18 protein-coding genes and 1 pseudogene are annotated in these 24,529 nt (G+C 72.1%); 13 read left to right on the top strand and 6 right to left on the bottom strand.

Going from position 1 to position 24,529, the window contains the following annotated elements; all coding sequences use genetic code 11:
- Nucleotides 1–10: 10 nt before the first annotated feature.
- A complete protein-coding gene (locus PV789_RS11795) occupies nucleotides 11–1,294 on the bottom strand; it encodes a helix-turn-helix domain-containing protein (RefSeq protein WP_274978120.1) in 1,284 nt (427 codons plus the stop codon).
- Nucleotides 1,295–1,502: 208 nt separating this feature from the next.
- Between PV789_RS11795 and PV789_RS11800 the strand changes: the two genes are divergently transcribed.
- Nucleotides 1,503–1,868, top strand: coding sequence for a hypothetical protein (locus tag PV789_RS11800; protein WP_368045824.1), 366 nt, complete (start codon nucleotides 1,503–1,505; stop codon nucleotides 1,866–1,868).
- Here the strand turns inward: PV789_RS11800 and PV789_RS11805 are convergent.
- Complete coding sequence (locus PV789_RS11805) at nucleotides 1,794–2,138, bottom strand: helix-turn-helix domain-containing protein (protein WP_274977453.1); 345 nt, start codon at nucleotides 2,136–2,138, stop codon at nucleotides 1,794–1,796. The genes PV789_RS11800 and PV789_RS11805 overlap by 75 nt on opposite strands.
- A 34-nt stretch (nucleotides 2,139–2,172) precedes the next feature.
- Between PV789_RS11805 and PV789_RS11810 the strand changes: the two are divergent.
- Nucleotides 2,173–2,826, top strand: a pseudogene (locus PV789_RS11810) (DUF2000 family protein); the annotation flags it as partial.
- Nucleotides 2,721–4,208 carry a transposase gene (locus tag PV789_RS11815; protein WP_274977454.1) on the top strand — a complete coding sequence of 496 codons (1,488 nt, stop codon included), beginning with the start codon at nucleotides 2,721–2,723 and terminating at the stop codon, nucleotides 4,206–4,208. The pseudogene PV789_RS11810 and the gene PV789_RS11815, both read left to right, overlap by 106 nt.
- A gap of 85 nt (nucleotides 4,209–4,293) precedes the next feature.
- On the opposite strand, the gene ppgK is transcribed toward PV789_RS11815, so the two are convergent.
- On the bottom strand, nucleotides 4,294–5,058 hold the full coding sequence (gene ppgK / locus PV789_RS11820) for a polyphosphate--glucose phosphotransferase (protein ID WP_274977455.1): 765 nt from the start codon (nucleotides 5,056–5,058) through the stop codon (nucleotides 4,294–4,296).
- A gap of 191 nt (nucleotides 5,059–5,249) precedes the next feature.
- On the opposite strand from ppgK, the gene PV789_RS11825 reads away from it, so the two are divergent.
- The 4 genes from PV789_RS11825 to dop all read left to right on the top strand — a co-directional run bounded on the left by PV789_RS11825 (nucleotide 5,250) and on the right by dop (nucleotide 11,892).
- Nucleotides 5,250–6,314, top strand: coding sequence for a tRNA (adenine-N1)-methyltransferase (locus PV789_RS11825; protein WP_274977456.1), 1,065 nt, complete (start codon nucleotides 5,250–5,252; stop codon nucleotides 6,312–6,314).
- Nucleotides 6,315–6,661: 347 nt separating this feature from the next.
- On the top strand, nucleotides 6,662–8,431 hold the full coding sequence (arc, locus tag PV789_RS11830) for a proteasome ATPase (RefSeq protein WP_274977457.1): 1,770 nt from the start codon (nucleotides 6,662–6,664) through the stop codon (nucleotides 8,429–8,431).
- 262 nt (nucleotides 8,432–8,693) lie between these two features.
- A complete protein-coding gene (locus PV789_RS11835) occupies nucleotides 8,694–9,962 on the top strand; it encodes a hemolysin family protein (RefSeq protein WP_274977458.1) in 1,269 nt (422 codons plus the stop codon).
- Between the two features lie 412 nt (nucleotides 9,963–10,374).
- Nucleotides 10,375–11,892 (top strand): depupylase/deamidase Dop, encoded by a 1,518-nt coding sequence (gene dop / locus PV789_RS11840; RefSeq protein ID WP_368045825.1) that lies wholly within the window; start codon nucleotides 10,375–10,377, stop codon nucleotides 11,890–11,892.
- A 109-nt stretch (nucleotides 11,893–12,001) separates the two neighbouring features.
- On the opposite strand, the gene PV789_RS11845 is transcribed toward dop, so the two are convergent.
- A complete protein-coding gene (locus tag PV789_RS11845; RefSeq protein WP_274977460.1) occupies nucleotides 12,002–13,516 on the bottom strand; it encodes a PucR family transcriptional regulator in 1,515 nt (504 codons plus the stop codon).
- Nucleotides 13,517–13,805: 289 nt separating this feature from the next.
- Here PV789_RS11845 and PV789_RS11850 point away from each other — a divergent pair, with 289 nt between their 5' ends.
- Both PV789_RS11850 and PV789_RS11855 read left to right on the top strand, forming a co-directional pair.
- The gene (locus tag PV789_RS11850) at nucleotides 13,806–15,104 is read left to right on the top strand and encodes an MFS transporter (protein WP_274977461.1); all 1,299 of its coding nucleotides are present in this window, start codon (nucleotides 13,806–13,808) and stop codon (nucleotides 15,102–15,104) included.
- Nucleotides 15,105–15,283: 179 nt separating this feature from the next.
- Nucleotides 15,284–16,897 carry an amidohydrolase gene (locus tag PV789_RS11855; RefSeq protein WP_274977462.1) on the top strand — a complete coding sequence of 538 codons (1,614 nt, stop codon included), beginning with the start codon at nucleotides 15,284–15,286 and terminating at the stop codon, nucleotides 16,895–16,897.
- A 132-nt stretch (nucleotides 16,898–17,029) separates the two neighbouring features.
- On the opposite strand, the gene PV789_RS11860 is transcribed toward PV789_RS11855, so the two are convergent.
- Nucleotides 17,030–18,184 carry a S1 family peptidase gene (locus PV789_RS11860; protein WP_274977463.1) on the bottom strand — a complete coding sequence of 385 codons (1,155 nt, stop codon included), beginning with the start codon at nucleotides 18,182–18,184 and terminating at the stop codon, nucleotides 17,030–17,032.
- A gap of 758 nt (nucleotides 18,185–18,942) precedes the next feature.
- The gene (locus tag PV789_RS11865; protein WP_274977464.1) at nucleotides 18,943–20,088 is read right to left on the bottom strand and encodes a S1 family peptidase; all 1,146 of its coding nucleotides are present in this window, start codon (nucleotides 20,086–20,088) and stop codon (nucleotides 18,943–18,945) included.
- 796 nt (nucleotides 20,089–20,884) lie between these two features.
- Here PV789_RS11865 and PV789_RS11870 point away from each other — a divergent pair.
- The 4 genes from PV789_RS11870 (at nucleotide 20,885) to pafA (ending at nucleotide 24,386) form a co-directional block, all read left to right on the top strand.
- Nucleotides 20,885–21,088 carry a ubiquitin-like protein Pup gene (locus PV789_RS11870; RefSeq protein WP_013152531.1) on the top strand — a complete coding sequence of 68 codons (204 nt, stop codon included), beginning with the start codon at nucleotides 20,885–20,887 and terminating at the stop codon, nucleotides 21,086–21,088.
- Between the two features lie 166 nt (nucleotides 21,089–21,254).
- Complete coding sequence (prcB, locus tag PV789_RS11875) at nucleotides 21,255–22,097, top strand: proteasome subunit beta (RefSeq protein WP_274977465.1); 843 nt, start codon at nucleotides 21,255–21,257, stop codon at nucleotides 22,095–22,097.
- Nucleotides 22,098–22,151: 54 nt separating this feature from the next.
- Nucleotides 22,152–22,913 carry a proteasome subunit alpha gene (prcA, locus tag PV789_RS11880; RefSeq protein WP_212640344.1) on the top strand — a complete coding sequence of 254 codons (762 nt, stop codon included), beginning with the start codon at nucleotides 22,152–22,154 and terminating at the stop codon, nucleotides 22,911–22,913.
- A 114-nt stretch (nucleotides 22,914–23,027) separates the two neighbouring features.
- Nucleotides 23,028–24,386 (top strand): Pup--protein ligase, encoded by a 1,359-nt coding sequence (gene pafA / locus PV789_RS11885; protein WP_047871713.1) that lies wholly within the window; start codon nucleotides 23,028–23,030, stop codon nucleotides 24,384–24,386.
- Nucleotides 24,387–24,529 lie beyond the last annotated feature (143 nt).

Raw genomic sequence — 24,529 nt, forward strand, 5'->3', positions numbered from 1 at the left:
CGCGGTCTTCCTACCCCTGTGCGACGGCGCCCCTCACCAGGGACAGGAGCCGGTCGTCCAGGGCGGCCGCGCAGCGCGCCCGCGTTCCCGAGTAGCGGCGGCGAAAGGCCCGGACCCGGCTGATGATCCGCTCGGACTCGTAGCGCACGCCCGTGTCCAGCGCCTCGTCGACCAGGCGGAAGGCCTCGTCCACGTCCCCCGCCTCGGCGTGCGCCGCGGCCAGTTCCACCTGGAGGACCGCGGACTGCTTGGGGTTGCCCCCGTGGGGCGCGAAGGCCTCGGAGAAGGCCCGCCGGGCGTCGTGCGGCTGGCGCAGCCGCACGCCCACCCGGGCGCGGTAGCCGGCGACCTTGGCCTCGTCGAAGGCGAACACCCACGGCCAGGGCGGGTCGGTGTTGGCGGAGCGGGCCACCTCCCGCTCCGCCCGGCCCAGGGCGCTGGCGGCCGCCGCGCCGTCCCCGGTCCCGGCGTGCGCGAGCGCTCCCACGCAGGCCAGCCAGGCGCGCGCGGTGGGGTGGGCGGCCGGGCCCAGGACGCGTTCGGCCTCCTGGACCAGCCCCAGGCCCAGGTGGTGGTCCTCGGCGGTGTCGGTCTCGAAGGCGGCCAGGGAGCCCAGCATGTACACGTCGAGCAGGCGCATGTCCGCCTGGCGGGCGCGCGTCACGGCGGTGCGGTAGTGCGCCCTGGCCGATCCCATGTCTCCCCGGTCGGCGTGCAGCCAGGCGGCGAAGCCGGAGGCCTCGCTGGCCGCGGCGCTCAACTCGCCGTGGAACGGCGTCCCGTGCGCCTGCCCACGCATGTGCTCGGCCAGATGCACGTGCGCCACAGCGCTGGGCAGCAGGTGGCGGGAGGGGGAGGTGGCGTCCATGCGGCGCTGTCCCCCGGTGATGGCGCGCAGGGAGTGCGCGGTCGTCTCGTTGACGGTGTCGGGGCACGGGCCCGACGCCACCGGGGCCGGAGCCGCACCGGTGGTGGCGGTGGTGGCGGTGAGCAGCGCTCCCGCGGCCACCGCGCGTCCGAAGTCGCGGCGCCTCGTGGTGTCCACCCCCTTCTCTGCGGGACGGGCCTGGGGCGCGGTGCCGCCGAAACGCAGCAGGTGCAGCGGGATGTCCAGGCGTCGGGCGAGGTCGTGTACCTGGCTGATGGTCAGCGACTGCTGGCCGTTGACCACGCGCGAGACCCAGCTCTGGGAGTAGTCGATCGCGCGGGCGAGGTCACCCTGGGACCAGCCGTGCGCCGCGCGCACTCCCTCGATGACCGTCGCCATGTCGCAGGTGGCCAGGGCACCCGCCATGCGGGGACGTGTCCACAGGTCCGCTGGAAGAACGCCGTCTGGTTGGGGCATGAGCTTAGGTTAGGGACTCCGGGCGCCGCTGGTGGCTATGTGTAAGAAAGAAGTACGTATGCGTGATCCGCATAGGACCGGCGGTTTTCCCTCCGGATACGGCAGAGTGCAAGGGTCGTTGGTCCCAGAGGCGTCTGGGAAGGGGAGGGGAGTCCCGTTGACCGTTGAGACCCCGCCGGCGGGGAGTCCGAGCCTGAGGTGTGACCCGGGTGCGGCCGGGCTGGTGAACCGCGTGGAGCTGACGGACCTCGCCCTGCGCGGGCTGGTCGCCGAGTTGCGCTCACGCGGGGTGGAGGCCCGTGAGGACGGGTTGTGCGGGGCGGTGGACGCCGGTCCCCGCGCCCGGCCCCACCGCGCCCTGCTGCGGCCCCACCGCGGGGACCTGTGGTGGTGGATGCGCTGGCCGCTCCAGGACGGGCTGCCCACGGCGTTGGCGGGCGTGCCCCTCTCACCGGTCGCGCACACCTCCGCCGCCGCGCGGCGGATCGTGGTCGCCCTGTCCCTGTCCGTCGGCGAGGGCTGAGCGGGGGCGGTCCGCCGCGCGGAAGGCCCTCGGCGTGATCCCGTAGGAGCGGCCGAACCACCGCGTCAGGTGGCTCTGGTCGGTGAACCCCGAGCGCGCCGAGGCCTCCGGCAGAGGCACCCCCGCCGCGATCAGTTCGCGGGCCCGCCGCAGCCGCAGCTGCCGCTGGTACTCGCTGGGCGCCATCCCCCGCACCGCGCGGAAGGCCCGGTAGACCGCGAACCGGCTCCGGCCCGCCGCCGCGGCCAGCTGGCAGAAGCTCAACGTCACTGCCTTCCTCAGCAGCGGCGTCGCGCACGCGCGCCCCGGCTCCATGGGCGAGCCCTACGAGGACGCCTCGGGCAACACCTACCTCGCGATATTCCGCGAACCCGTCCTGGTCTACGGGGCCGACGCGCGCACCCTGGCCCGCACGCTGGAGCGCGCCCGCCCCCGGGGCCTGGCCGCCGCGCTGTACACCGAGCAGCTGTTCGCCACCGGCAACGACGACGACCGCGCCGCCGTGCGCGGGGTGGCCGCCGCGGACCTGGACCCGGTGGGCGTGGCCGTGCACGGGCCCAGGGCGGACGTGGACAAGGCGGTCAGGGGGTTGTTAGCTGTTGGGTCGGGAAGCCACTCAAACGCACACGAGGGCACAGGAGTCATCCTGTGCTGCTGTCGGAACGCGGTGTGTGGTGTGTGTCCCCGCCCCGGTGGACGGCCCGCCGGTGACATTCCGTCCGAGGAGTTCGCTGATTCTCCGGACAGGCGCCCCCGGTCCTGGCTACGGTCGTCTCGAACACAGCGACGAAACCGGCAGGATCTGATCGGCTCAAGGGCCTCACCCCTGAGGACGAGACGGTCCTGCGGGCCGTGGGCGCCCATCTGGGTTCGCTCGCCTCCACGGACCTGGCCGCCCGATGTGCAGACGGAAGCGGCCACGGCAAGGACTCCTGGGCGGCCCGCAAACGGGGGCTGACCCCTGTCTCATCGTCGCGGTGGGCGGGGACGATCACCAGGGCCTCGAACGAGCAGTGGGCGCTGGCCCGCCGCAGCCAGGCCGCCCACCTCCACCGCCTCCAAACGGGCATCGACACCCTGCGCCACCGGCTCTCCCAACCCCTCAAAACCCCGGGCGCCCGGGGCGCCCCGGGTGGGTACGCCTCACGTCAGGAGTGGCACGCCAAGTCCCGACGCCTGGCCGCCCTGGAAAGTCGGCATGCCACGCAGGTGGCGGACTGGGAGGCGGGGCGGGTCCCTGTGGTGCGTGGCGGCAAACGGCTGCTGCACAGCCGTCACCACCTGGACCAGGCCGGACTCACCCAGGCCCAGTGGCGGGCCCGGTGGGAGGCCGCACGCTTCTTCCTGTCCGCTGAGGGTGAGTCCGGCAAACGCCACGGCAACGAGACCATCCGCATCACCCCCGAGGGGCAGATCTCGATCCGGTTGCCCGCCCCGTTGGCGGACCTGGCCAACGCGCCCCGTGGTCGGTACGTGCTCTCGGGCCGGGTGGCCTTCGCCCACCGGGGCACCGAGTGGGCTGATCGGGTCGAGGCCGACGGGGCGGTGGCCTACCGCATCCACCTGGACACGGATCGGGAACGGTGGTACGTAACCGCGTCCTGGACCCCCACCCCCGCCCCACAGGTGCCGTGGGAGGCGGCACTGGCCCGCGGGGTGGTCGGGGTGGTCGGGGTGGACGCCAACGCCGACCACCTGGCCGCCTGGCGACTCGACACCCACGGCAACCCGATCGGGAATCCGCGACGGTTCGCCTTCGACCTGTCCGGTAACTCCCAGCACAGGGACGCGCAGGTCCGCCACGCCCTGTCCCGGCTGCTGCGCTGGGCCACCGGATGCGGTGTGCGGGCCATCGCGGTGGAGGACCTGGACTTTTCCGCAGAGAAGTCCCGGGAAAAGCACGGACGGCGTAAGAAGTTCCGGTGGCTGGTCAGTGGTTTTCCCACTGCTCGGTTGCGGTCCCGGTTGGTGTCGATGGCCCACACCCTGGGGGTGTCGGTCATCGCCGTGGATCCGGCGTACACCTCCCGGTGGGGTGCCCGGCACTGGCAGCGACCCCTGACCACCAGCAGGAAGGTCTCCCGGCACGATGCGGCCAGCATCGCGGTCGGGCGGCGCGCCCAGGGCCACCCGGTCCGGCGTCGGACGGCACCGCCCCCACACCACCGGGGTGATGGTGTGGGGCATCGGACCGCCCAGGCCGCACCGGGGAGTTGTGGGCGTGAGGGAAACCGCCCACCCGTCACGGCGCGTGCACGCGATGCGCGTGGCCGGACGGGGCAGGAACGCGGTGACCCAGCCCATCCAGCACCGTTCGGGATGGGCGCAGTGCCGAAGTGACCCCCCGGGGGTCACTTCTGAACACTGTTCAGGAACGGTTGCGCCTGCACTCCTAGGTCCGGCCGCCCGGGCCGCCCGGGCCGCCTCAGCCCGCCTCGGACTCGGCGGCGGCCAGGGCGGCGCCGACGATCCCGGCCGTGTTGAGCAGCGAGGCGGCCACGACGGGTGTGCGGATGTCCAGCAGCGGCAGGAACTTCTCCGCCTTGCGGCTGACCCCGCCGCCGACCACGATCAGGTCCGGCCACAGCAGGTCCTCCACGACCCGGTAGTAGCGCTGGAGCCGCTCGGTCGCCCACTCGCGGTAGGACAGCTCCTCGCGTTCCTTGGCGCCTGAGGAGGCCCGCGTCTCGGCGTCGTGGCCGTCGATCTCCAGGTGTCCGAACTCGGTGTTGGGCACCAGGCGCCCGTCCACCACCAGGGCGGTGCCGATCCCCGTGCCCAGGGTGGTCATCAGCACCACCCCCGGCACGTCCCTGGCCGCGCCGTAGCGGGTCTCGGCCACGGCGGCGGCGTCGGCGTCGTTGAGCACGCGCACCGGGCGGCCGGTGGCCTCGGCGAACAGCGACCGCGCGTCGGTGTCGATCCAGCTCTTGTCCAGGTTGGCGGCGGTGCGCACCACGCCGCCCTGCACCACGCCGGGGAAGGTCACGCCCAGGGGCATGCCCGCCGCCTCGGGGAAGTGCTCGGCGATCCCGTGCACGATCTCGGCCACCGCCTCGGGGTCGGAGCGGTCGGGGGTGAGGACCTTCGTCCGCTCCTTGAGGAACTCGCCGGTGCTCAGGTCGACCGGCGCGCCCTTGATCCCGCTGCCGCCGATGTCGATTCCCAGCCCCGTGGTCAGCTGTGACATGGGTCGTCTTCTCCCGTGGTCCTCGTGTGGTGGTCGGGCGCGGTCAGGGGCCCGTCAGGCTGAATACTGCCCTGGGAGCGGGGATTTCGCACGCGCGGGCGCTCCGTGCACGTTCGCCGCGGTACCGGGGGGCCGATACCCTGGGCGATCGCCCTGCCAACCAATAGCGACGTGGGAAGACGAGAGCGACGTTGACCGGTATCCATGGCCGCCGCGGCCCCTTCACCGACGGCGACACCGTGCAGTTGACCGACCCCAAGGGTCGCATGCACACCATCACCCTGCGAGAGGGCGCCGCCTTCCACTCCCACAAGGGCAAGGTCGACCACGACGACCTCATCGGACAGCCCGAGGGCAGTGTGGTGCGCTCCAACACCGGCACGGCCTACGTGGCGCTGCGCCCCCTGCTGATCGACTACACCCTGTCGATGAAGCGGGGCGCGACCATCGTCTACCCCAAGGACGCCGCCCAGGTGCTCGTGGAGGCCGACATCTTCCCCGGCGCGCGCGTGGTGGAGGCCGGGGCGGGCTCGGGGGCCATGTCCAACTGGCTGCTGCGCGCGGTCGGTGAGAACGGCATGGTGCACTCCTACGAGCGCCGCGCCGACTTCGCCGAGATCGCCCGCAAGAACGTGGAGAGGTTCCACGGCGGTCCGCACCCGGCCTGGAAGCTCACCGTCGGCGACCTGGTGGAGGAGCTGGACGAGACCGACGTCGACCGCGTCTTCCTGGACATGCTCGCGCCGTGGGAGTGCCTGGACGCGGTCGCCGACGCCCTCATCCCGGGCGGGCTGGTGTGCTGCTACGTCGCCACCACCACCCAGCTCTCGCGCGTGGTGGAGCAGCTGCGCGAGGACCCCCGCTTCTACGAGCCGCGTTCGTGGGAGACCATGCTGCGCACCTGGCACGTGGAGGGCCTGGCGGTGCGCCCGGACCACCGCATGATCGGGCACACCGGTTTCCTGGTGGTCGCGCGCCGCCTGGCCGACGGGGCCGAGGCCCCCGAGCGCCGCCGCCGTCCGGCCAAGGGCGCCTACGGCAAGGACTTCACCGCCGCGCGTGAGCAGGACCGGCGCGCGGACGGAGCGGGGGAGGCGGTCCCGGCCGAGGAGGTCCGGGCGCTGGCCACCGACGCGGCGGTTCCCGAGGCGCCCCGCGGCGACGGTGGGACCGCCGGGGCGGCCGACGCCCCCGGCCCGCAGCCCCCGGAGGGCGCCGCCGACCCGCAGGCCCCGCGGGACGGCGCCGACGGCTGAGCCCGCGGCCCCTCACCCGAGCCCGCAGTCCGAGCCCGCCCGCGTAGGCCGCACGCCGCTTCTCACCGTGCGTCCTCGGCGCGGTCCCCACGGGGACCCGCCCGGGCGGGCTCCGGCGTGTGCGGGCGGGTCCGCTGACGTGCGCGGGGAGGGAACGCCCCAAGGGGGCGCACTCCTTGCCCGCGGCCGGACCCAGAGGTTACGTTCTCATTACGTCGGGTCATTCGGTAGCACTCTGACCTGTGCTGACGCAAGACCTGGAAATGAGGCCTACGACACTCTGTGGCCTTGGGAGGTTAGGAATAGGGCGAGGGTAGGTAGGCTCCGATGTAGTTCCTCATAGGGAGGTGGCGGACGTGGCTGAGCGCGACGACGAGCGTCAGAGCGACCGGGACCGTGAAGTCGAAGAACTCACGGCCCAGGTCTCCTACATGGAAAAGGAACTCGGCGTTGTTCGGCGCAAGCTCGCCGATTCGCCCCGGCATGTACGCCTGCTGGAGGAGCGGCTGAGGGAGGCACAGGCCAACCTCGCCGCCGCCAACGGCCAGAACGAACGGCTCGTCTCCACTTTGAAGGAGGCGCGCGAGCAGATCGTGGCGCTCAAGGAGGAGGTCGACCGGCTGGCCCAGCCGCCGTCGGGCTTCGGCGTCTACCTCGGTTCGCGCGAGGACGAGACCGTCGAGATCTTCACCAACGGCCGCAAGATGCGGGTCAACGTCAGTCCCTCGGTGGACCTGGACAACCTGCGCCCCGGCCAGGAGGTCATGCTCAACGAGGCCTTCAACGTCGTCGAGGTGGAGTCCTTCGAGACCGTCGGCGAGGTCGTCATGCTCAAGGAGATCCTTGAGGACGGCGAGCGCGCCCTGGTGATCTCCCACCACGACGAGGAGCGGATCGTCCGCCTGGCCGAGCCGCTGCGCGACCAGGCGATCCGCCCCGGCGACTCGCTGCTGCTGGAGCCGCGCTCGGGCTACGTCTACGAGCGCATCCCCAAGTCCGAGGTCGAGGAGCTCATCCTCGAAGAGGTCCCCGACATCGCCTACACCGACATCGGCGGCCTCTCCGGGCAGATCGAGATGATCCGCGACGCGGTCGAGCTGCCCTACCTGTACAAGGAGCTCTTCTACGAGCACCAGCTGCGCCCGCCCAAGGGCGTGCTGCTCTACGGCCCTCCCGGGTGCGGTAAGACGCTCATCGCCAAGGCGGTCGCCAACTCGCTGGCCAAGCAGGTCGCCGAGCGCACCGGCCGCGACGTCGGCAAGAGCTTCTTCCTCAACATCAAGGGCCCCGAGCTGCTCAACAAGTACGTGGGCGAGACCGAGCGGCACATCCGCCTGGTCTTCCAGCGCGCACGGGAGAAGGCCTCCGAGGGCACCCCGGTCATCGTCTTCTTCGACGAGATGGACTCGATCTTCCGCACCCGCGGCTCGGGCGTGTCCTCCGACGTGGAGAACACGATCGTGCCCCAGCTCCTGAGCGAGATCGACGGTGTGGAGGGCCTGGAGAACGTCATCGTCATCGGCGCCTCCAACCGCGAGGACATGATCGACCCGGCGATCCTGCGGCCCGGCCGCCTGGACGTCAAGATCAAGATCGAGCGGCCCGACGCCGAGGCGGCCCGCGACATCTTCGGCAAGTACATCACCACGGACCTGCCGCTGCACGACGAGGACCTCGTCGAGCACGGCGGTTCGGCCAGGGCCACGGTGGACGCCATGATCCAGCGGGTCGTGGAGCGCATGTACACCGAGGGCGAGGAGAACCGCTTCCTGGAGGTCACCTACGCCAACGGTGACAAGGAGGTCCTGTACTTCAAGGACTTCAACTCCGGCGCGATGATCGAGAACATCGTCTCCCGGGCCAAGAAGATGGCCATCAAGGACTTCATCGACCAGCAGTCCAAGGGCATCCGGGTCTCGCACCTGATGCAGGCCTGCGTCGACGAGTTCAGCGAGAACGAGGACCTGCCCAACACCACCAACCCCGACGACTGGGCGCGCATCTCCGGCAAGAAGGGCGAGCGCATCGTCTACATCCGGACCCTGGTCACGGGCAAGAAGGGCGCGGACTCCGGGCGGAGCATCGACACGGTGCCCAACACCGGCCAGTACCTGTAGAAACGCACTCTGAGAGCGCCTTGAGGGGCCGACCGGAACTTCCGGTCGGCCCCTCTTCTTACCGGTTGTTTCCGGGCCCCGTGATGGCAGGGTGTCAACACTTTCTAGGGGTCCGAGCGGGCCGAGGAACGTTCCTGTCGGCGCCCGCCCGGACCTGGCCGACGAGGCGGGGGAGGTCCCCGGGCGGGGTTGTGAGAGGCTCTGGTGCCACGGCCCGAACGGACCGTGCCAGAGCACTACAGCATCGGAGACGACAGCAGTTATGGAAAGCTACGGGGTTCAACTCGGCCTCGTCCTTGTCCTCGTTCTCGTCAACGCCCTGTTCGCGGGGAGCGAGATCGCCCTGATCACCCTCAGGGAAGGGCAGATCAAACAGTTGGCGGCCCGGGGGCCCGGCGGCCGTGCGGTGGCCCGCCTGGCACGGGACCCCAACCGTTTCCTGGCCACCATCCAGATCGGCATCACCCTCGCGGGCTTCCTGGCCTCGGCCACCGCGGCCGTGTCCCTGGCCCAGCCCCTCATCGAGCCCCTGGGCTTCCTGGGCTCGGCCGCCAGCCCGGTGGCGATCGTCCTGGTCACGGTGCTCCTGTCCTTCGTCACGCTGGTCTTCGGTGAACTGGCGCCCAAGCGCATCGCCATGCAGCGGGCCGAGACGTGGGCGGTGCTGGTCGCCCGGCCGCTGGACCTGCTCGCCATGCTCTCCCGCCCCGTGGTGTGGCTGTTGAGCGTCTCCACCAACCTCGTGGTGCGCCTGACGGGCGGTGACCCCTCCGCGGCCAAGGAGGAGGTCAGCGAGGAGGAGCTGCGCGACATGCTCGCCACCCAGCGGGGCATGACCCGGGAGCAGCGCACCATCATCTCCGGGGCCTTCGAGATCGACGACCGGCGCCTGCGCCAGGTCGTCGTCCCCCGCGGCGAGGTGTTCACCATCCCCGCCCGCACGCCCGCGGCCCAGGCGGCGCAGATGCTCGCCGAGCACGGGCACTCCCGGGCACCGGTGGTGAACGACGACGACCTGGACGACGTGCTCGGCGTCGTGCACTGGTCCGACCTGGTGCGCGGTGAGTCCGACGCCGGGGAACTGGCCCGCGAACCGCTGCTCCTGCCCGACTCCCTGGTGGTGTCGTTGGCCCTGCGCCGCATGATCGCCGAACACCAGCAGTTGGGCGTGGTCGTCAACGAGGTCGGCGGCGTCGACGGCATCGTGAGCCTGGAGGACCTGCTGGAGGAGATCGTCGGGGAGATCTACGACGAGACCGACTCCGACATCCGCACCGTGGCCCGCAACGCCGACGGGTCCTTCACCCTGCCCGGGACCTATCCCGTGCACGACCTGCCCGACATCGACGTCCATCTGGACGACCTGCCCGAGGGGGACTACGTCACCGTCGCCGGTCTGGTCATCGCCGTGCTGGGCCACATCCCCCGGGAGCCGGGGGAGGAGGTGGCGCTGAACCCCTGGAAGGCCAGGATCGACCAGGCCAACGGGCGCACCGTCACCCAGGTGACCGTGTACCCCGCCGCGACCTGACACCACGCGGCCCGCACGGACGCGCCGTACCGCTGCCCCACCCGCTTCCGGAGGGCGCGCCGTGCGGGCCGCCCTCCGGAAACCGGGCCCGTCACCCGCTCGCAGCCGCCCGCGCCATGCGCTGAGGCCGGAGGAGTCGCAGAAGGCCGTCGAGGACACGTCCACGGTCACGTGCCCGGGCCCGCACGTCACGGCTCTTTCAGGTGCGGGCACGGGAGCCCCCACCCCGCCGCGCCCTGCTACCCGCCCATGGAGGAAGGAAACCCGCGACCGCCGGAATCAGGCCCCCGTGTGCCGCGACCTGCGAGGGAACGGCGCGCCGCAGTACCGCGCAACGCCCCAGAACACGGCACTTGGGCCACAATTGGCGCGGAAGCGTTCAAGACCACGCCTCGGTGGATAACCTCTCACCATGAGTGTGCGGCGGATTATGGGTATCGAGACCGAGTACGGGATCTCCGTACCAGGCAACCCCGGGGCCAACGCGATGGTCACCTCCACCCAGGTGGTCAACGCCTATCTGGCCGCCTCGGCGGCCCGGGCGCGGCGTGCCCGCTGGGACTTCGAGGAGGAGAACCCGCTGCGCGACGCGCGCGGCTTCGACCTGGCACGTGAGGTCGCCGATCCCACGCAGCTCACCGACGAGGACCTGGGCCTGGCCAACGTCATCCTCACCAACGGCGCCCGCCTGTACGTGGACCACGCCCACCCCGAGTACTCGGCGCCCGAGGTCACCAACCCGCGCGACGCGGTGCTGTGGGACAAGGCGGGGGAGCGGGTGATGGCCGACGCCGCCGCGCGGGCGGGGGCCACCCCGGGCATCGAGCCGATCCAGCTCTACAAGAACAACACCGACAACAAGGGCGCCTCCTACGGCTGCCACGAGAACTACCTGATGCACCGGTCGACGCCGTTCGGCGACATCGTCCGGCACCTGATCCCGTTCTTCGTCTCCCGCCAGGTGGTGTGCGGGGCGGGCAAGGTCGGCATCGGCTCCGACGGGCAGGGCAGCGGGTTCCAGATCTCCCAGCGTGCCGACTTCTTCGAGGTCGAGGTGGGGCTGGAGACCACCCTCAAGCGCCCCATCATCAACACCAGGGACGAACCGCACGCCGACCCCGACCAGTACCGGCGGCTGCACGTCATCATCGGCGACGCCAACATGAGCGAGATCTCCACCTACCTCAAGCTGGGGACGACGGCGCTGGTGCTGTCGATGATCGAGGACGGGTTCCTGAGCGCGGACCTGTCCCTGGAGACCCCGGTGGCCGACCTCCGGGAGGTCTCGCACGACCCCGGCCTCACCCACCGGGTGCGGCTGCGCGACGGGCGGCGGATGACCGCGCTGGAACTCCAGCGCGAGTACCTGGACCAGGCACGCAAGTACGTGGAGGACCGCTTCGGCACCGACGTGGACCCCGACACCGCCGACGTCCTGGACCGCTGGGAGTCGGTGCTCGACCGGCTGGGCGCCGACCCGATGAGCCTGGCCGACGAGCTGGACTGGGTGGCCAAGCTCAAGGTGCTGGAGGGCTACCGCTCCCGGGACTCCCTGGAGTGGTCGCACCCGCGCCTGCAACTGGTGGACCTGCAGTACTCCGACGTGCGGGCGGACAAGGGCATCTACAACCGGCTGGTGGCGCGCGGGCGGATGAAGCGCCTGCTGGAGGAGGCGCAGGTGGACCGGGCGGTCACCGAGCCGCCGGAGGACACGCGCGCCTACTTCCGCGGGCGCTGCCTGGCCAAGTACGCCGACGAGGTGGCCGCCGCCTCCTGGGACTCGGTGATCTTCGACCTGCCGGGCTACGACTCGCTCCAGCGGGTGCCGACCCTGGAGCCGCGCCGGGGCACCAAGGAGCACGTGGGGCAGCTGCTGGACGCCTCCCCGACCGCGGCCGACCTGGTGGCGGTGCTCACCGGGGGCCGCTGACCCGGCGGTCGCCGAGGCCCCGGGGACCGCGTGCGCCCGCCCGGGGCCCGGGGACCGCGTGCGCCCGCCCGGGGCCCGGGGCCCGCGTCCCGGTCGGCGCAGGGACTCCTCAGGTGTGCCAGGTGCCGTCGTGGCAGCGGACGGGCTCCAGGCTCAGGGCGGTCCACAGCTCCAGGCGGGTGCGGGGCTCGTCCAGGCGGCGGCCCATGACCCGCTCGGCGGCGCGCAGCCGCGAGCGCAGGGTGTTGCGGTGCACGCCCAGGTCCCGGGCGGTCGCCTCCACCTGGGCGCTGTTGTCCAGGTAGTGGCGCAGGGTGTGCGCCAGCTCCGTGCCGTTGCGGGCGTCGTGGGCGCGCAGCCTGCCCAGGACCGCCTGGTCGAAGGCGCGCGCCCCCTCGACCGGGACCGCCGAACGCAGCAGCGCCCAGGCGTCGGTCTCGTCCACGTGCCGGTACCCCTCCGTCGCGGACTGGCGCGCCCGCTCCACGGCCGAGGACAGGTCGTCGGGTCCCCGGGCGGTGCAGGCCCCGGCCGCGACCGGGCCCCCGTCCGGGGCGGACAGCGCCTCGAACAGGCGCCTGCCCGGGCGCGGCGCGCCCCCGCTGTCGGGCAGGACCGCCACCAGCACGTCCTCCAGGGGGCACAGGCCGCCGTTGCGCGCGGCACCGGTGTCGCCGAGCACGTCGGTCAGCGCGTCCGCCGCGCGGTCCAGCAGCCGGTCGGGCCAGGGGGTGCGCAGGCACACCACCTCCCAGGGCGGGGCGGGCAGGGGCGGCGGCACCCGGGGCCGTCCCGTCACCGCGGCGAGCAGGACCGGGGCGCGTTCGCGGTACAGCGCCCGCCGGGCGTCGCGCGAGTGCAGCAGGTCCACCGCCAGCAGTGAGGCCGCGTGGTTGGCGAGCATCCGCACGTGCGGCGTCACCGGGGACGGGCAGCGCAGCGCCAGCCAGCCCAGCGTCCGGCCCGCGGGGCCCAGGGTCTGGAGGAGGACGCTCGCCTCCCCGTCGGCCAGCACCGTCATCCCGCGCGGGCGTCCCGCCAGGGCCGAGCGCACCAGCGCGTGCCAGGGGGGTTCGGTGTCGGGCACGGCCGCGCTCGTCATCCCGTTGCGGTCCAGCAGCAGCGACGCTCCCGAGGTGGCCGAGGACAGCTCGCCCATCACCCCGGCCGGGCCCGAGCGCAGCGACGCGCGCGCCATCGCGTCCTGTGCGGTGAGCACCCGGTGCTGTTCGCGCGTGCGTTCGGCCGCGTAGTGGTCGGCCACCGCCTCCACCACCGCGACGAAGGGGGTCTCGCCCTCCACGCGCAGGATCGGCAGGCCCAGGGCGTCGCCCTCCTCCAGCACCTCGGGCGGAACCTCGCGCCGCCGCACGTCCACGGCCATCCCCAGGCCGGCGCACCCGGCCCCGTGCAGGCGGCGCACGTAGGCGCGGCGCGCCCGCTCGTCGGCGCCCAGCCCCAGACCGACCGTGAGCACCAGCTCCCCGCCGCGCAGCCAGCGCACGGGGTCGTGCAGCTCGATCACGTGCGCCCAGCGGATCTCCCGGTCCAGGCCGGACCGGCCCGCCGCCACCCGCACCTCCAGGTCCGGGTCGGCCGTGATGTCGCGGACCGTGATCGCCAACGTCCCTCCTCCCGCCTCGCGGATTGTGCACTGTGCACATGTGTAACAGCTTGCGCGGTGCACACCGTCCCGGCGCGGACGGCCGGGGAGTGTCTACGGTCACAACAACACCCGAACCACGGGCCGCGGCCCGCGGTGGCGCCCGTCCGCGACGTGTCGGCGGCGAAGGCCGCCGACCGCGGGCGGGCCCCGCCACGGCGGAGCCGCGCCGGTCCGCGGTGCCGGTCCGCGGCGCCCGCCGACCGGACGACCCGGTCCGGGGCCGCACCGAACGCGCAACGGAGCACACATGTCAGAGCGGACCGCCCCCACGTCCCCGCACCCCGCGCGTGCGGCCGTGGCGGCCTTCGTCGGCACCACCATCGAGTGGTTCGACTTCTACGTCTACGCCACGGCCGCCAGCCTGGTGTTCGGCACCCTGTTCTTCCCGCCCGGCACCGACCCGGTGATCGGTCTGATGGCCTCCTTCGCCACCTTCTCGGTGGGCTTCTTCGCCCGCCCGCTGGGCGGCCTGGTCTTCGGCCACTTCGGCGACCGCCTGGGCCGCAAGTCCGCGCTGGTCATCACCCTGCTGATGATGGGCACGGCCACGTTCTGCGTCGGCCTGCTGCCCACCTACGAGCAGGCGGGGTTCATCGCCCCGGCGCTGCTGGTCCTGCTGCGCTTCGTGCAGGGCATCGCCGTGGGCGGGGAGTGGGGCGGCGCCGTCCTGATGGCGGTCGAACACGCCCCCGAGAACCGCAAGACCTTCTACGGCTCCTTCGCCCAGCTCGGCAACCCGGCCGGTGCGCTGCTGGCCACGGGCTCGTTCGGGCTCATCGCCGCCTGGGACGCCGACCTGCTCCACACCTGGGGCTGGCGCCTGCCCTTCCTCGCCTCGGTCCTGCTGGTCCTGGTGGGCCTGTTCATCCGCCTGAAGGTGGAGGAGTCGCCGGTCTTCGAGGCCATGCGCGAGGACCCCGACCAGCCGCGGGAGCTGCCGCTGCGCGAGGCCGTGCGCGGCTCCTGGCGCCCCCTGCTGCTGGGCATCGGCGTCCTGCCGGTGGCCGTCGGCGGCTACTACGTCGTCACCACCTTCCTCCAGGCCTACGGCGTCACCGAGGTCGGGATCAGCGAACAGGTCATCCTCAGCGGCCTGAGCCTGGCCGCGTTCGTCGAACTCGTCGCGACCCTGGGCGTGTCCTGGCTGGGCGACCGCTTCGGCACCGTCCGCGTGGTCACCATCGGGCTGGTCGGCGTCATCGTGCTGGCGCTTCCCCAGTTCCTGGTGCTGGAGACCGGCAGCACCGTGCTGATCTTCGCGGTGCTGTGCGTGATGCGCCTGGCCATGGCCGCGGTCTACGGGCCCATCGCCCGCGTGCTCGCCCAGATGTTCCCGCCGCGCACCCGTTACACCAGCATCTCCATCGCCTACCAGGTCGCGGGGGCGGTCTTCGGTGGCCTCTCGCCGATCGTGTGCACCGCCCTGCTCGCCGCAACCGGCAGCATCCTCCCGGTGGCGGCCCTGCTCATGGCCATGTCGGTGGTGAGCATCCTGTGCCTGGCCAGGGCGCCGCGCCACCGCGACGACGAGCTCGCCGCCGCCTGAGGACCCCCGTCCCACGAGCGCCGCGGGGAACCGGGGAGCGCCCCCGGGCCCCGCGGCCCGTAACCGCCGCGGCCCGTACCGCCGCACCCGCGAGCGGTGGCCCGACCACCGCGCGTCCCCCCCGCACCGCCGTCGGGCCGACCGGCCCGGCGCCAGCCCACCGAGGAGGAACCCCACCCGTGTCCGGTCTGCTCATCCACAACGCCAACGTCCTGACCATGGACGACGCCAACCCCCGGGCCCGCGCCGTAGCCGTGCGCGAGGGCCGGGTCCGCCTGGCCGGGGACACCGAGGCCGCCCGCGCCGCCGCGGGCCCGGGCGCGGTGGAGGTGGACGCGGGCGGACGGACCGTCCTGCCCGGGTTCATCGACCCGCACAACCACCTGCTCTCCACCGCCGAGTCGCTGGCCGCCGTCGACGCCGGGTACCCCCGGGTGGGCAGCGCCGCCGACCTGGTCGCCGTGATCGGGGCCGAGGCCGAGCGCACCCCGCCCGGCCAGTGGATCCGCGCCTTCCACATGGACGACGCCAAGTTCCCGGGAGGGCGGCCCACCCGCCGCGACCTGGACGGGGCCACCGGGGAGCACCCGGTCATCGTCTACCACGTCTCGGGCCACCAGGCCGTGGTCAACTCCGCCGCCCTGGCCTGGAGCGGCATCGGCGAGGACGTCCCCGATCCGGCGGGCGGCTCCTTCGTGCGCGACGAGGGCGGGCGCCTGACGGGCATGGTCCTGGACTCGGCCATGGAGCTGCTGCTGCCCCTGGCCGTGGACATCGGCTGCCACGGCCCCAACTTCCACACCGACCTGCCCGCCGAACAGCTCCTGGGCTGGCTGGCCGCGGCGGCCGTCCCCTACCTGGCGGCCGGGGTCACCACCGTGTGCGACCCGCAGGTCTCGGCACGCGAGCTGCGCGTGTACCGGGCCGCCCGCGCGGCCGGGACCCTGCCGCTGCGCACGTTCGGCATGCCGCTGTCCCACCAGCTGGACGCGCTCACCTCCGCCGGGCTGGCCAGCCCCTTCGGCGACGACTGGCTGCGGCTGACCGGCATGAAGTTCTACTCCGACGGCACCCTGCTGGGCGGCACCGCCAAGTTCAGCGTCCCCTACGGCGAGCACGGCGAGTTCGCGGGCAGCCTCTACCACCACCCCGACCAGCTCGTGGACCTGGTCACGCGGGCCGCCGCGGAGGGCTGGCAGGTCGCCGTCCACACCCAGGGCGACGCGGCCATGGACAACACCCTGGCCGCCATCGCCTCGGCCGCGCGGGTGTCGGGACCCGACCCGCGCCCGCGCGTGGAGCACTGCGGCTACCCCACCCCGGAACAGGCCAAGCGCTTCACCGACTACGGCGTCATCCCCGTCAACCAGCCCAACTTCCTGTACGACAGCGGCGGCGACTTCCTGCGCCGCCTGGGGGCGCGGGCCCACCGGCTCCAGCCCATGCGCGAGGAACTCGACCTGGGACTGCGCCCGGTGCTCTCCAGCGACTCCTTCGTCTCCAGCCTGCGTCCGATGGACACCGTGGCCAACGCGGTGTGCCGTACCACCCGCGAGGGCGAGGAGATCGGCGTCGAGCAGGCCGTCACCCTGCACGAGGCCCTGCGCGCCCACACCCTGGACGCCGCGCACGCGCTGGGCGTGGAGGACCGCCTGGGCGCGCTGCGCCCCGGGCACCTGGCAGACCTGGTGGTGCTGGACCGCGACGTGGAGTCCCTGCCCGCCGAGCGGCTGCGCGAGGTCGACGCGTGGATGACGGTGCTCGACGGCCGCGTCGTCCACCGCGCCCCCTGAGCCCCGGCCGTGCCCGGCTCGCGCCCGCCGCCCGCGCGGGCCCCGCGGTCGCGCTGTCCGGGGCCCGGGGCCCGCACACGGGCGTCCCCCGCCCGCGCCTGCGCGCGGACGGGGGACGTGCTGGAGAGTGTGTCAGCTGGTGCGGATACGGACGCCCCAGGAGTTGATCATCGGCGTGACCTCCTGGTAGTAGGTCGTGCCGCCGACGGAGCAGTTGCCGGAGCCGCCGGAGGTGACGCCCTGGGCCTGCGAGCCGGAGATGAACGAGCCGCCGGAGTCACCGGGCTCGGCGCACACGTTGGTGCGGGTGAGCGAGTAGACGGTGCCCTGCGGGTAGCGCACGGTCTGGTTGCGGGCCTGAATGGTGCCGCAGTGCCAGCCGGTGGTGGAGCCGGAGCGGCACACGGCCGAGCCGGCCGGGGCCTGGCTGGCGCCGGACACCGACTGGTAGCCGCCGGAGTTGTAGCGCGAGACCAGGTTGGTCAGGGTGAAGTTGGAGGTGCCGCGGACGAAGGCGGCGTCGTTGCCGGGGAAGACCGAGTTCTGGAAGGTGCCGCGGCCGTTGCCGATGGTCACGCCGGTGCCGACGGTGCCGCAGTGGCCGGCGGTGACGAAACCGGGCTGACCGGCGCTGTTGGTCGCGGCGAAGCCGACGGAGCAGCGGCCGCCCATGTAGTAGGCCAGGCCGCCGATGATGTCGGCGTAGACCTGCGGGGCCTCCTCGGTCTCCTCCACCCGGACCGAGGAGGAGTCCACGCCGGCGTCGGCGAGCAGGGCGGCGACGTCGGCGTCGGAGCCCTCCAGCACCTCGACCACGACGGTGTCGCTCTCCACGTCCGGGTACCAGCCGAGGACGCTCGCGGGGGCCTCGGCGCCGTTGAGGTCCTCGACGACCTCGGCCAGGCCCTCGGTGCCGTGTGAGACCACGGTGGCCTCGGCGCCGGTGGCCTCGACGGCCTCGACGGCCGAGGAGTCGGTCACCAGCACGGTGAGCTGGAGGGTCTCGGTGTCGAACAGGGAGCCGCCGTAGGCCTGGCCCGCTGCCTCGGTGGCCTCGGCGTCGGTCTCGATCGCCTCTTCCTGCGCCGAGAGCAGCTCCTCGGCCTCGGCCGAGGTGAGGTCGAGGTCGCGCTTGAGCGCCTCCGTCATGCTGGCGGCGCTGTCGTCGGCGACGGGGGTCTGGGGGACGGGGGCCGGGGCCGCGAGGGCTCCGGGGGCCATGGCCAGTGCCATACCGAAGGCCAGGGCTCCTGTGCCCACGGCGGAGATGATGCTGGAGGGTCTCATGGGGGTCCCTACTCTCCAAGGGGGATAGACGGGGGATTCGGGGCTCTGCGTTCCTGTAGGAGCGGAAAGCCCCTTTCGGGCAACGAAGTTGATCCGATTCCCGAAATTCACCGAGACGTCCGGTAAACGATCACCAACATAAGTGCACACTTTGACGCTGCAAAGACCCGTGTGGTGTGTATTCATTCAGAAGGACGAGGGATTGTCCCATGACCCTTCGTTTCGCGATGGCTACGCGTAGTCGCTCTGCGTGCGACCTTGTGATCCTCGCGTTCGTCCGGTGACGGAGCGAAGCGGATCGGTTGCGTCAAGGGGTGCTTCGTGGCCGGATGCGGACGCCGGTACCGGGTGCCATCCGTAACACCGCGGCTACAGGTGTGTAACTCCAAAGGTCAGGGGCGGCCGTCGGGGGCCTCTCGGGCGGGTGCCGACCCGGGGCGGAGCGGACGCGCCCGTGGCCGGACCCGGACACGCGAGGGGTTCGCGGGACGCCTGAGGCTTACGCGTGCGCCCTCGGAGCGGCGCCCGCGCGGCGCCGCCGCGCCAGCGCGAGCGCCCTGGCGCGCGCTCCCGGAAGCGGGGGCGGGGCGCTCCGGCGCGCGGCCCGGGGATCGCGCGGATACGGGAAAAGGGCGGCCGTGTACGCGCGCGGAGAAACGGAGAGAAGGAGAACGGGCGCACCCGCGCGAGGCGCCCCACGAGAAAAGGCGCCCCCGCCCACTGCCGTGGACGGAGGCGCCGTGGGCGCTGCCGGAGCGCTAGCCGGTCACCAGGGACAGCCCCCAGCTGCTCAGCAGGGGAGTGACCTCCTGGTAGTAGGTCGTGCCGCCGAAGGAGCAGTTGCCGGAGCCGCCGGAGGTGACGCCCTGGGCCTGCGAGCCGGAGATGAATGAGCCGCCGGAGTCACCGGGCTCGGCGCACACGTCCGTCCGGGTCAGGTCCTGGACCGTGCCCTGCGGGTAGCTCACCGTCTGGCCGCGGGCCTCGATGGTCCCGCAGTGCCAGCCGGTCGTGGAGCCGGAGCGGCACACCGCCGAGCCGGCCGGGGCCTGGCTGGAACCCGACACGGCCTGGGGGCTGCCGGAGTCGTACCGGCTGACCAGGTTGGTCACGTTCCAGTTGGAGGTGGCCGCGACGAAGGCGCCGTCGCTGCCCGGGAAGACGGACTCCTGGAACGTTCCCGAGCCACTGCCGTCGGAGCTCTCGGCGCCGGTGCCGACGGTGCCGCAGTGGCCCGCCGTCACGAAGCCGCCCGCGCCGGAGCCGTCGGTCACGGCGAACCCGACCGAGCAGCGTCCGCCGCCCATGTAGTACGCCTCGCCGCCGACGATGTCGGCGAACAGGCGCGGCGTCTCATCGGTCTCCTCCACCTGGACGGCGGAGGGGTCCACGCCCGCGGCCTCGACGAGGCCGTCGGCGCTGGCGCCCTCGGAGACCTGGACCACGACGGTGTCCTTCTCCACGTCCGGGTACCAGCCGACGACCCCTTCCCGGCCGCCGGTCTCGTTGAGGTCCTCGACGATCTCGGCCAGGCCCTCGGTGCCGTGTGAGACCACGGTGGCCTCGGCGCCGGTGGCCTCGACGGCCTCGACGGCCGAGGAGTCGGTCACCAGCACGGTGAGCTGGAGGGTCTCGGTGTCGAACAGGGAGCCGCCGTAGGCCTCACCTGCGGCCTCGGTGGCCTCGGCGTCGGTCTCGATCGCCTCTTCCTGCGCCGAGAGCAGCTCCTCGGCCCCGAGCGGGGTGAGGCCGAGGTCTCTCTGCAGCGCTTCCATCATCGTCTGGGCCTCGCTCGCTGGCTCGGCCGGTACGGTCGCCGCACTGGCGCCCGGCGTCACGGAGAACGCCAGACCGAACGCGAGTGCGCCGGTGCCGATAGCGGAGATAGCGGGGGAGGGTCGCATAGATCCCTACTCTCCTCGGGTAACTGACGGGGGTTCGGGGCCCGACGCCCGCCGGCGAGGGCGTCGGACTCCGGTGGGGCCGTGCAGGGGGCCCGACCCCACGGTGTGCCTACCGAGGGTCCTGTCGCCAAGACAATCGGTAAGCGAACACACACCATAAGTGCACAACCTGGATAGCGGAAGAGCGGATGCGGGGGTCCGCCTTTCCAGGGATGACCGGGCCATCGGATGATCGGATGAATAGCAATATGTGACGCATGGTGATGATGTGTCTGACCTTGCGCTTCTCCGCCGGTATCGCTTCCACAACACGGAAGCGCGGTGTTGGCAAGGGGTGTTCCGTGGCCGGATGCGGCCATCGAAACCGGGTGCCATCCGTGACCGTTCGGACACGTTGGAGTAACCCCGAAGGTCAGGGCGGTGACCCGTGGGTAACTCCCGTGCTCGGAGTGAACAGCGGTACCCGTGGCGGTCCACCCCGGAGGGCGCGGCGCGGGTTCCCGCGGGGTGCGCAGAGGGCGGGAGCGGGTCCCTCCGCGTCTCCGCGCGGGCCGCCCCGCCCCGCTCCGGAAAAGGAGGAGGCGCGGACCCGGCGGCCCCGCCCATCCCGCGCTGAGTCGGCCGTGACACGCCCGGGGTGCGGCGCACACGCGTACGAGCACGTGCGCGCGCAGGTGGGACGACCCGAGGTAACTAGCGAGTATCGGGCCCCGGGAAGGGGGTTGAGGCGCCCGGTGTTGGGCCAAGATAAGGGCAAGAGCCCCGAACGGGGAGCCCGAACGGGAGGTAACAGGCTATGGCGACGAAGGACACGGGCGGCCAGAAGCACGCCTCGCGCCGCGACGAGGAGGTCGAGGAGACCGAGGCCTCGGCGGACGTTCAGGAGCGCAAGGACCAACTGGACGAGGACGTCGACGACATCCTCGACGAGATCGACGACGTGCTGGAGAGCAACGCCGAGGACTTCGTCCGACAGTTCGTGCAGAAGGGCGGCCAGTAGCCGCCCCGCGGCGGTTCGCTGACAGCGCACTCCAGCGCCGCCAGCCCCGCCGCACACAGGACTAGGGTCAGTTCCAACGGTCGGCGCACAGCCACCGCAGACAACAAGGACAACAGGCGCCCCACCCGCCCCCATGCCGGGGTGGGGCGCGCGTGGAGGGAGTCGCGTGTTCGAAGGGTTCGAGGGCGGACGGTTGCCCGCCGCTTTCATGAGTGCGGGAACCTCGTCCTTCACCGAGTTTCTCAGTTCGGTCCGCCCCGAGATGCTGCCCGGACACAAGCTGCCCCCGGGCGGCGGGACCGAGCACCTCACCCCCGACGCCACGACCATCGTCGCACTGACCTTCCCCGGCGGCGTGCTCCTGGCGGGCGACCGCCGGGCCACGCAGGGCAACGTCATCGCCAACCGCGACATGGAGAAGGTCTTCCGCACCGACGAGTACTCCGCCGTGGCCATCGCGGGTTCGGCCGGGTTCGGCATCGAGCTGGCCCGCCTCTACCAGGTCGAGCTGGAGCACTACGAGAAGATGGAGGGCCGCTCGCTCTCCCTGGAGGGTAAGGCCAACAAGCTCGCGCAGATGGTGCGCGGCAACCTCGGCCTGGCCATGCAGGGCTTCGTCGTCGTCCCGCTGCTGGTCGGCTACGACGAGAACACCGGGCAGGGCCGCGTGTTCAGCTACGACGCCACCGGCGGCCGCTACGAGGAGCAGCGCTACCACTCCATCGGCTCCGGATCGGTCTTCGCCAGGGGCGCGATCAAGAAGCTCTACCGCGAGGACCTCGACCAGACCGGCGCCGCCAGGGTCGCCCTGGAGGCCCTCTACGACGCCGCCGACGACGACTCCGCCACCGGCGGCCCCGACCTGCACCGCAAGATCTTCCCCCTTGTCGACGTCGTCACCGAGGACGGCCACCGCCGTCTGCCCACCGAGGACGTGGCCCGCCTGGCGACCGAGGTGGTCCAGGGACGCGCGGCCGACCCCGACGGCCCCACGGCCACGCTGGGCTGAACCGGCCCCGTCCCACACCAGACATCTCCCGACTAGGTAAGGAAACGATCCGCGGTGTCGATGCCGTTCTACGTCGCCCCCGAACAGCAGATGAAGGACAAGGCGGACTACGCGCGCAAGGGCATCGCGCGCGGCCGCAGCGCCGTCGTCCTGCAGTACGAGGGCGGGATCCTCCTGGTGGCGGACAACATGTCCCGCACCCTGCACAAGATCAGCGAGCTCTACGACCGGATCGGCTTCGCCGCCGTCGGCCGCTACCCCGAGTTCGAGAACCTGCGCCTGATGGGCGTGCGCTTCGCCGACGTGCGCGGGTACCAGTACGACCGCCGCGACGTCAGCGGGCGCCAGCTCGCCAACATCTACGCCCAGACCCTGGGCACCGTGTTCAGCGAGAGCCTCAAGCCGTGGGAGGTGGAGATCGTCGTCGCCGAGGTCGGCGACACCTCCGCCGACGACGAGATCTACCGCATCACCTTCGACGGCTCCATCGTCGACGAGCAGGGCTTCGTGGCCGTGGGCGGCTCCTCCGAGCACGTGTCCGGCGTGCTCAAGGACCGCTTCGCCGCCGACGCCCCCCTCAGCGCCGCCCTCAACGCGGCCACCCACGCCCTGGCCAGGGAGAACGGCGAGGAGCGCGAACTGGAGGCCACCAACCTGGAGGTCGCGGTCCTGGAGCGGTCCAGGGAGCACCGCAAGTTCCGCCGCATCCACGGCCAGCGCCTGACCGACCTCATCGAGGAGGGCAGGGCGGCCGGAGGCGGCACCGCGAGCACCGGAACCACCGGGAGCACCACCACGGGCGGGACCGACGAGTGACCTGGAAACGATGATTCACGGTGCGGCGCTCCCGAGGCGCCGCACCGGCCGGGCGGGTGTGGACGGCGCGGCCCCGTCGTCCGCACCCCGGTGACGGGAAGTTGGTGAGGCCGCGTGGAACGACGGATCTTCGGGCTGGAGAACGAGTACGGGGTCACGTGCACCTTCCGTGGACAGCGACGGCTGTCCCCGGACGAGGTCGCCCGCTACCTCTTCCGCAGGGTGGTCTCCTGGGGGCGCAGCAGCAACGTGTTCCTGCGCAACGGCGCCCGTCTGTACCTGGACGTGGGCAGCCACCCCGAGTACGCCACCCCCGAGTGCGACAGCCTCGTGGACCTGGTGGCCCATGACAAGGCCGGTGAGCGCATCCTGGAGGGGCTGCAGGTCGACGCCGAGCAGCGCCTGCACGAGGAGGGCATCGCCGGGGACATCTACCTGTTCAAGAACAACACCGACTCGGCGGGCAACTCCTACGGCTGCCACGAGAACTACCTCGTGGGACGGCACGGCGAGTTCGGACGCCTGGCCGACGTGCTCATCCCCTTCCTGGTCACCCGCCAGATCGTCTGCGGCGCCGGAAAGGTGCTCCAGACCCCCCGGGGCGCCCTGTTCTGCGTCAGCCAGCGCGCCGAGCACATCTGGGAGGGCGTCTCCTCGGCCACCACCCGCTCGCGCCCCATCATCAACACCCGCGACGAGCCGCACGCGGACGCCGAGCGCTTCCGGCGCCTGCACGTCATCGTCGGCGACTCCAACATGAGCGAGACCACCACCCTGCTCAAGCTGGGCTCCACCGACCTGGTGCTGCGCATGATCGAGGCCGGGGTGGTCATGCGCGACTACACGCTGGAGAACCCGATCCGGGCCATCCGCGAGGTCAGCCACGACATGACCGGCCGCCGCAAGGTGCGCCTGGCCAACGGGCGCGAGGCCAGCGCGCTGGAGATCCAGCGCGAGTACCTGGACAAGGTGCAGAGCTACGTCGACCGGCACGGCACCGACGCCACCGGCAAGCGCGTCCTGGAACTGTGGCAGCGCACCCTGGAGGCGGTCGAGACCCAGAACCTGGAGACCGTCTCCCGCGAGATCGACTGGGTGGCCAAGTACCTGCTGCTGGAGCGCTACCGCGACAAGCACGACCTGTCCCTGTCCTCGCCGCGGGTGGCCCAGCTCGACCTGACCTACCACGACATCCACCGCGACCGGGGGCTGTTCTACCTGCTCCAGAGCCGCGGCCAGATGGAGCGGGTGGTCGGCGACCTCAAGATCTTCGAGGCCAAGTCGGTGCCGCCGCAGACCACGCGGGCCCGGCTGCGCGGCGAGTTCATCCGGCGCGCCCAGGAGCAGCGCCGCGACTTCACGGTGGACTGGGTCCACCTCAAGCTCAACGACCAGGCCCAGCGCACGGTGCTGTGCAAGGACCCCTTCAAGTCGGTGGACGAGCGGGTGGAGAAGCTCATCGCCGGCATGTAGGACTTCCGGTCCCCTGCTCCCGGAGCCCCGTCCGGCGGTCGAAGGCCGTCCGCGGCGGGGCTCCGGCGTTCGTGGTGTTCCAGGGGGTGGTTACGGCCCTTCTTTTCGGTAGTGTGACTCTGTCCCAAGCCGGAAATCAGAGG

This window comes from Nocardiopsis camelliae, assembly GCF_028993595.1.
Taxonomy (GTDB): Bacteria; Actinomycetota; Actinomycetes; order Streptosporangiales; family Streptosporangiaceae; genus Nocardiopsis; species Nocardiopsis dassonvillei.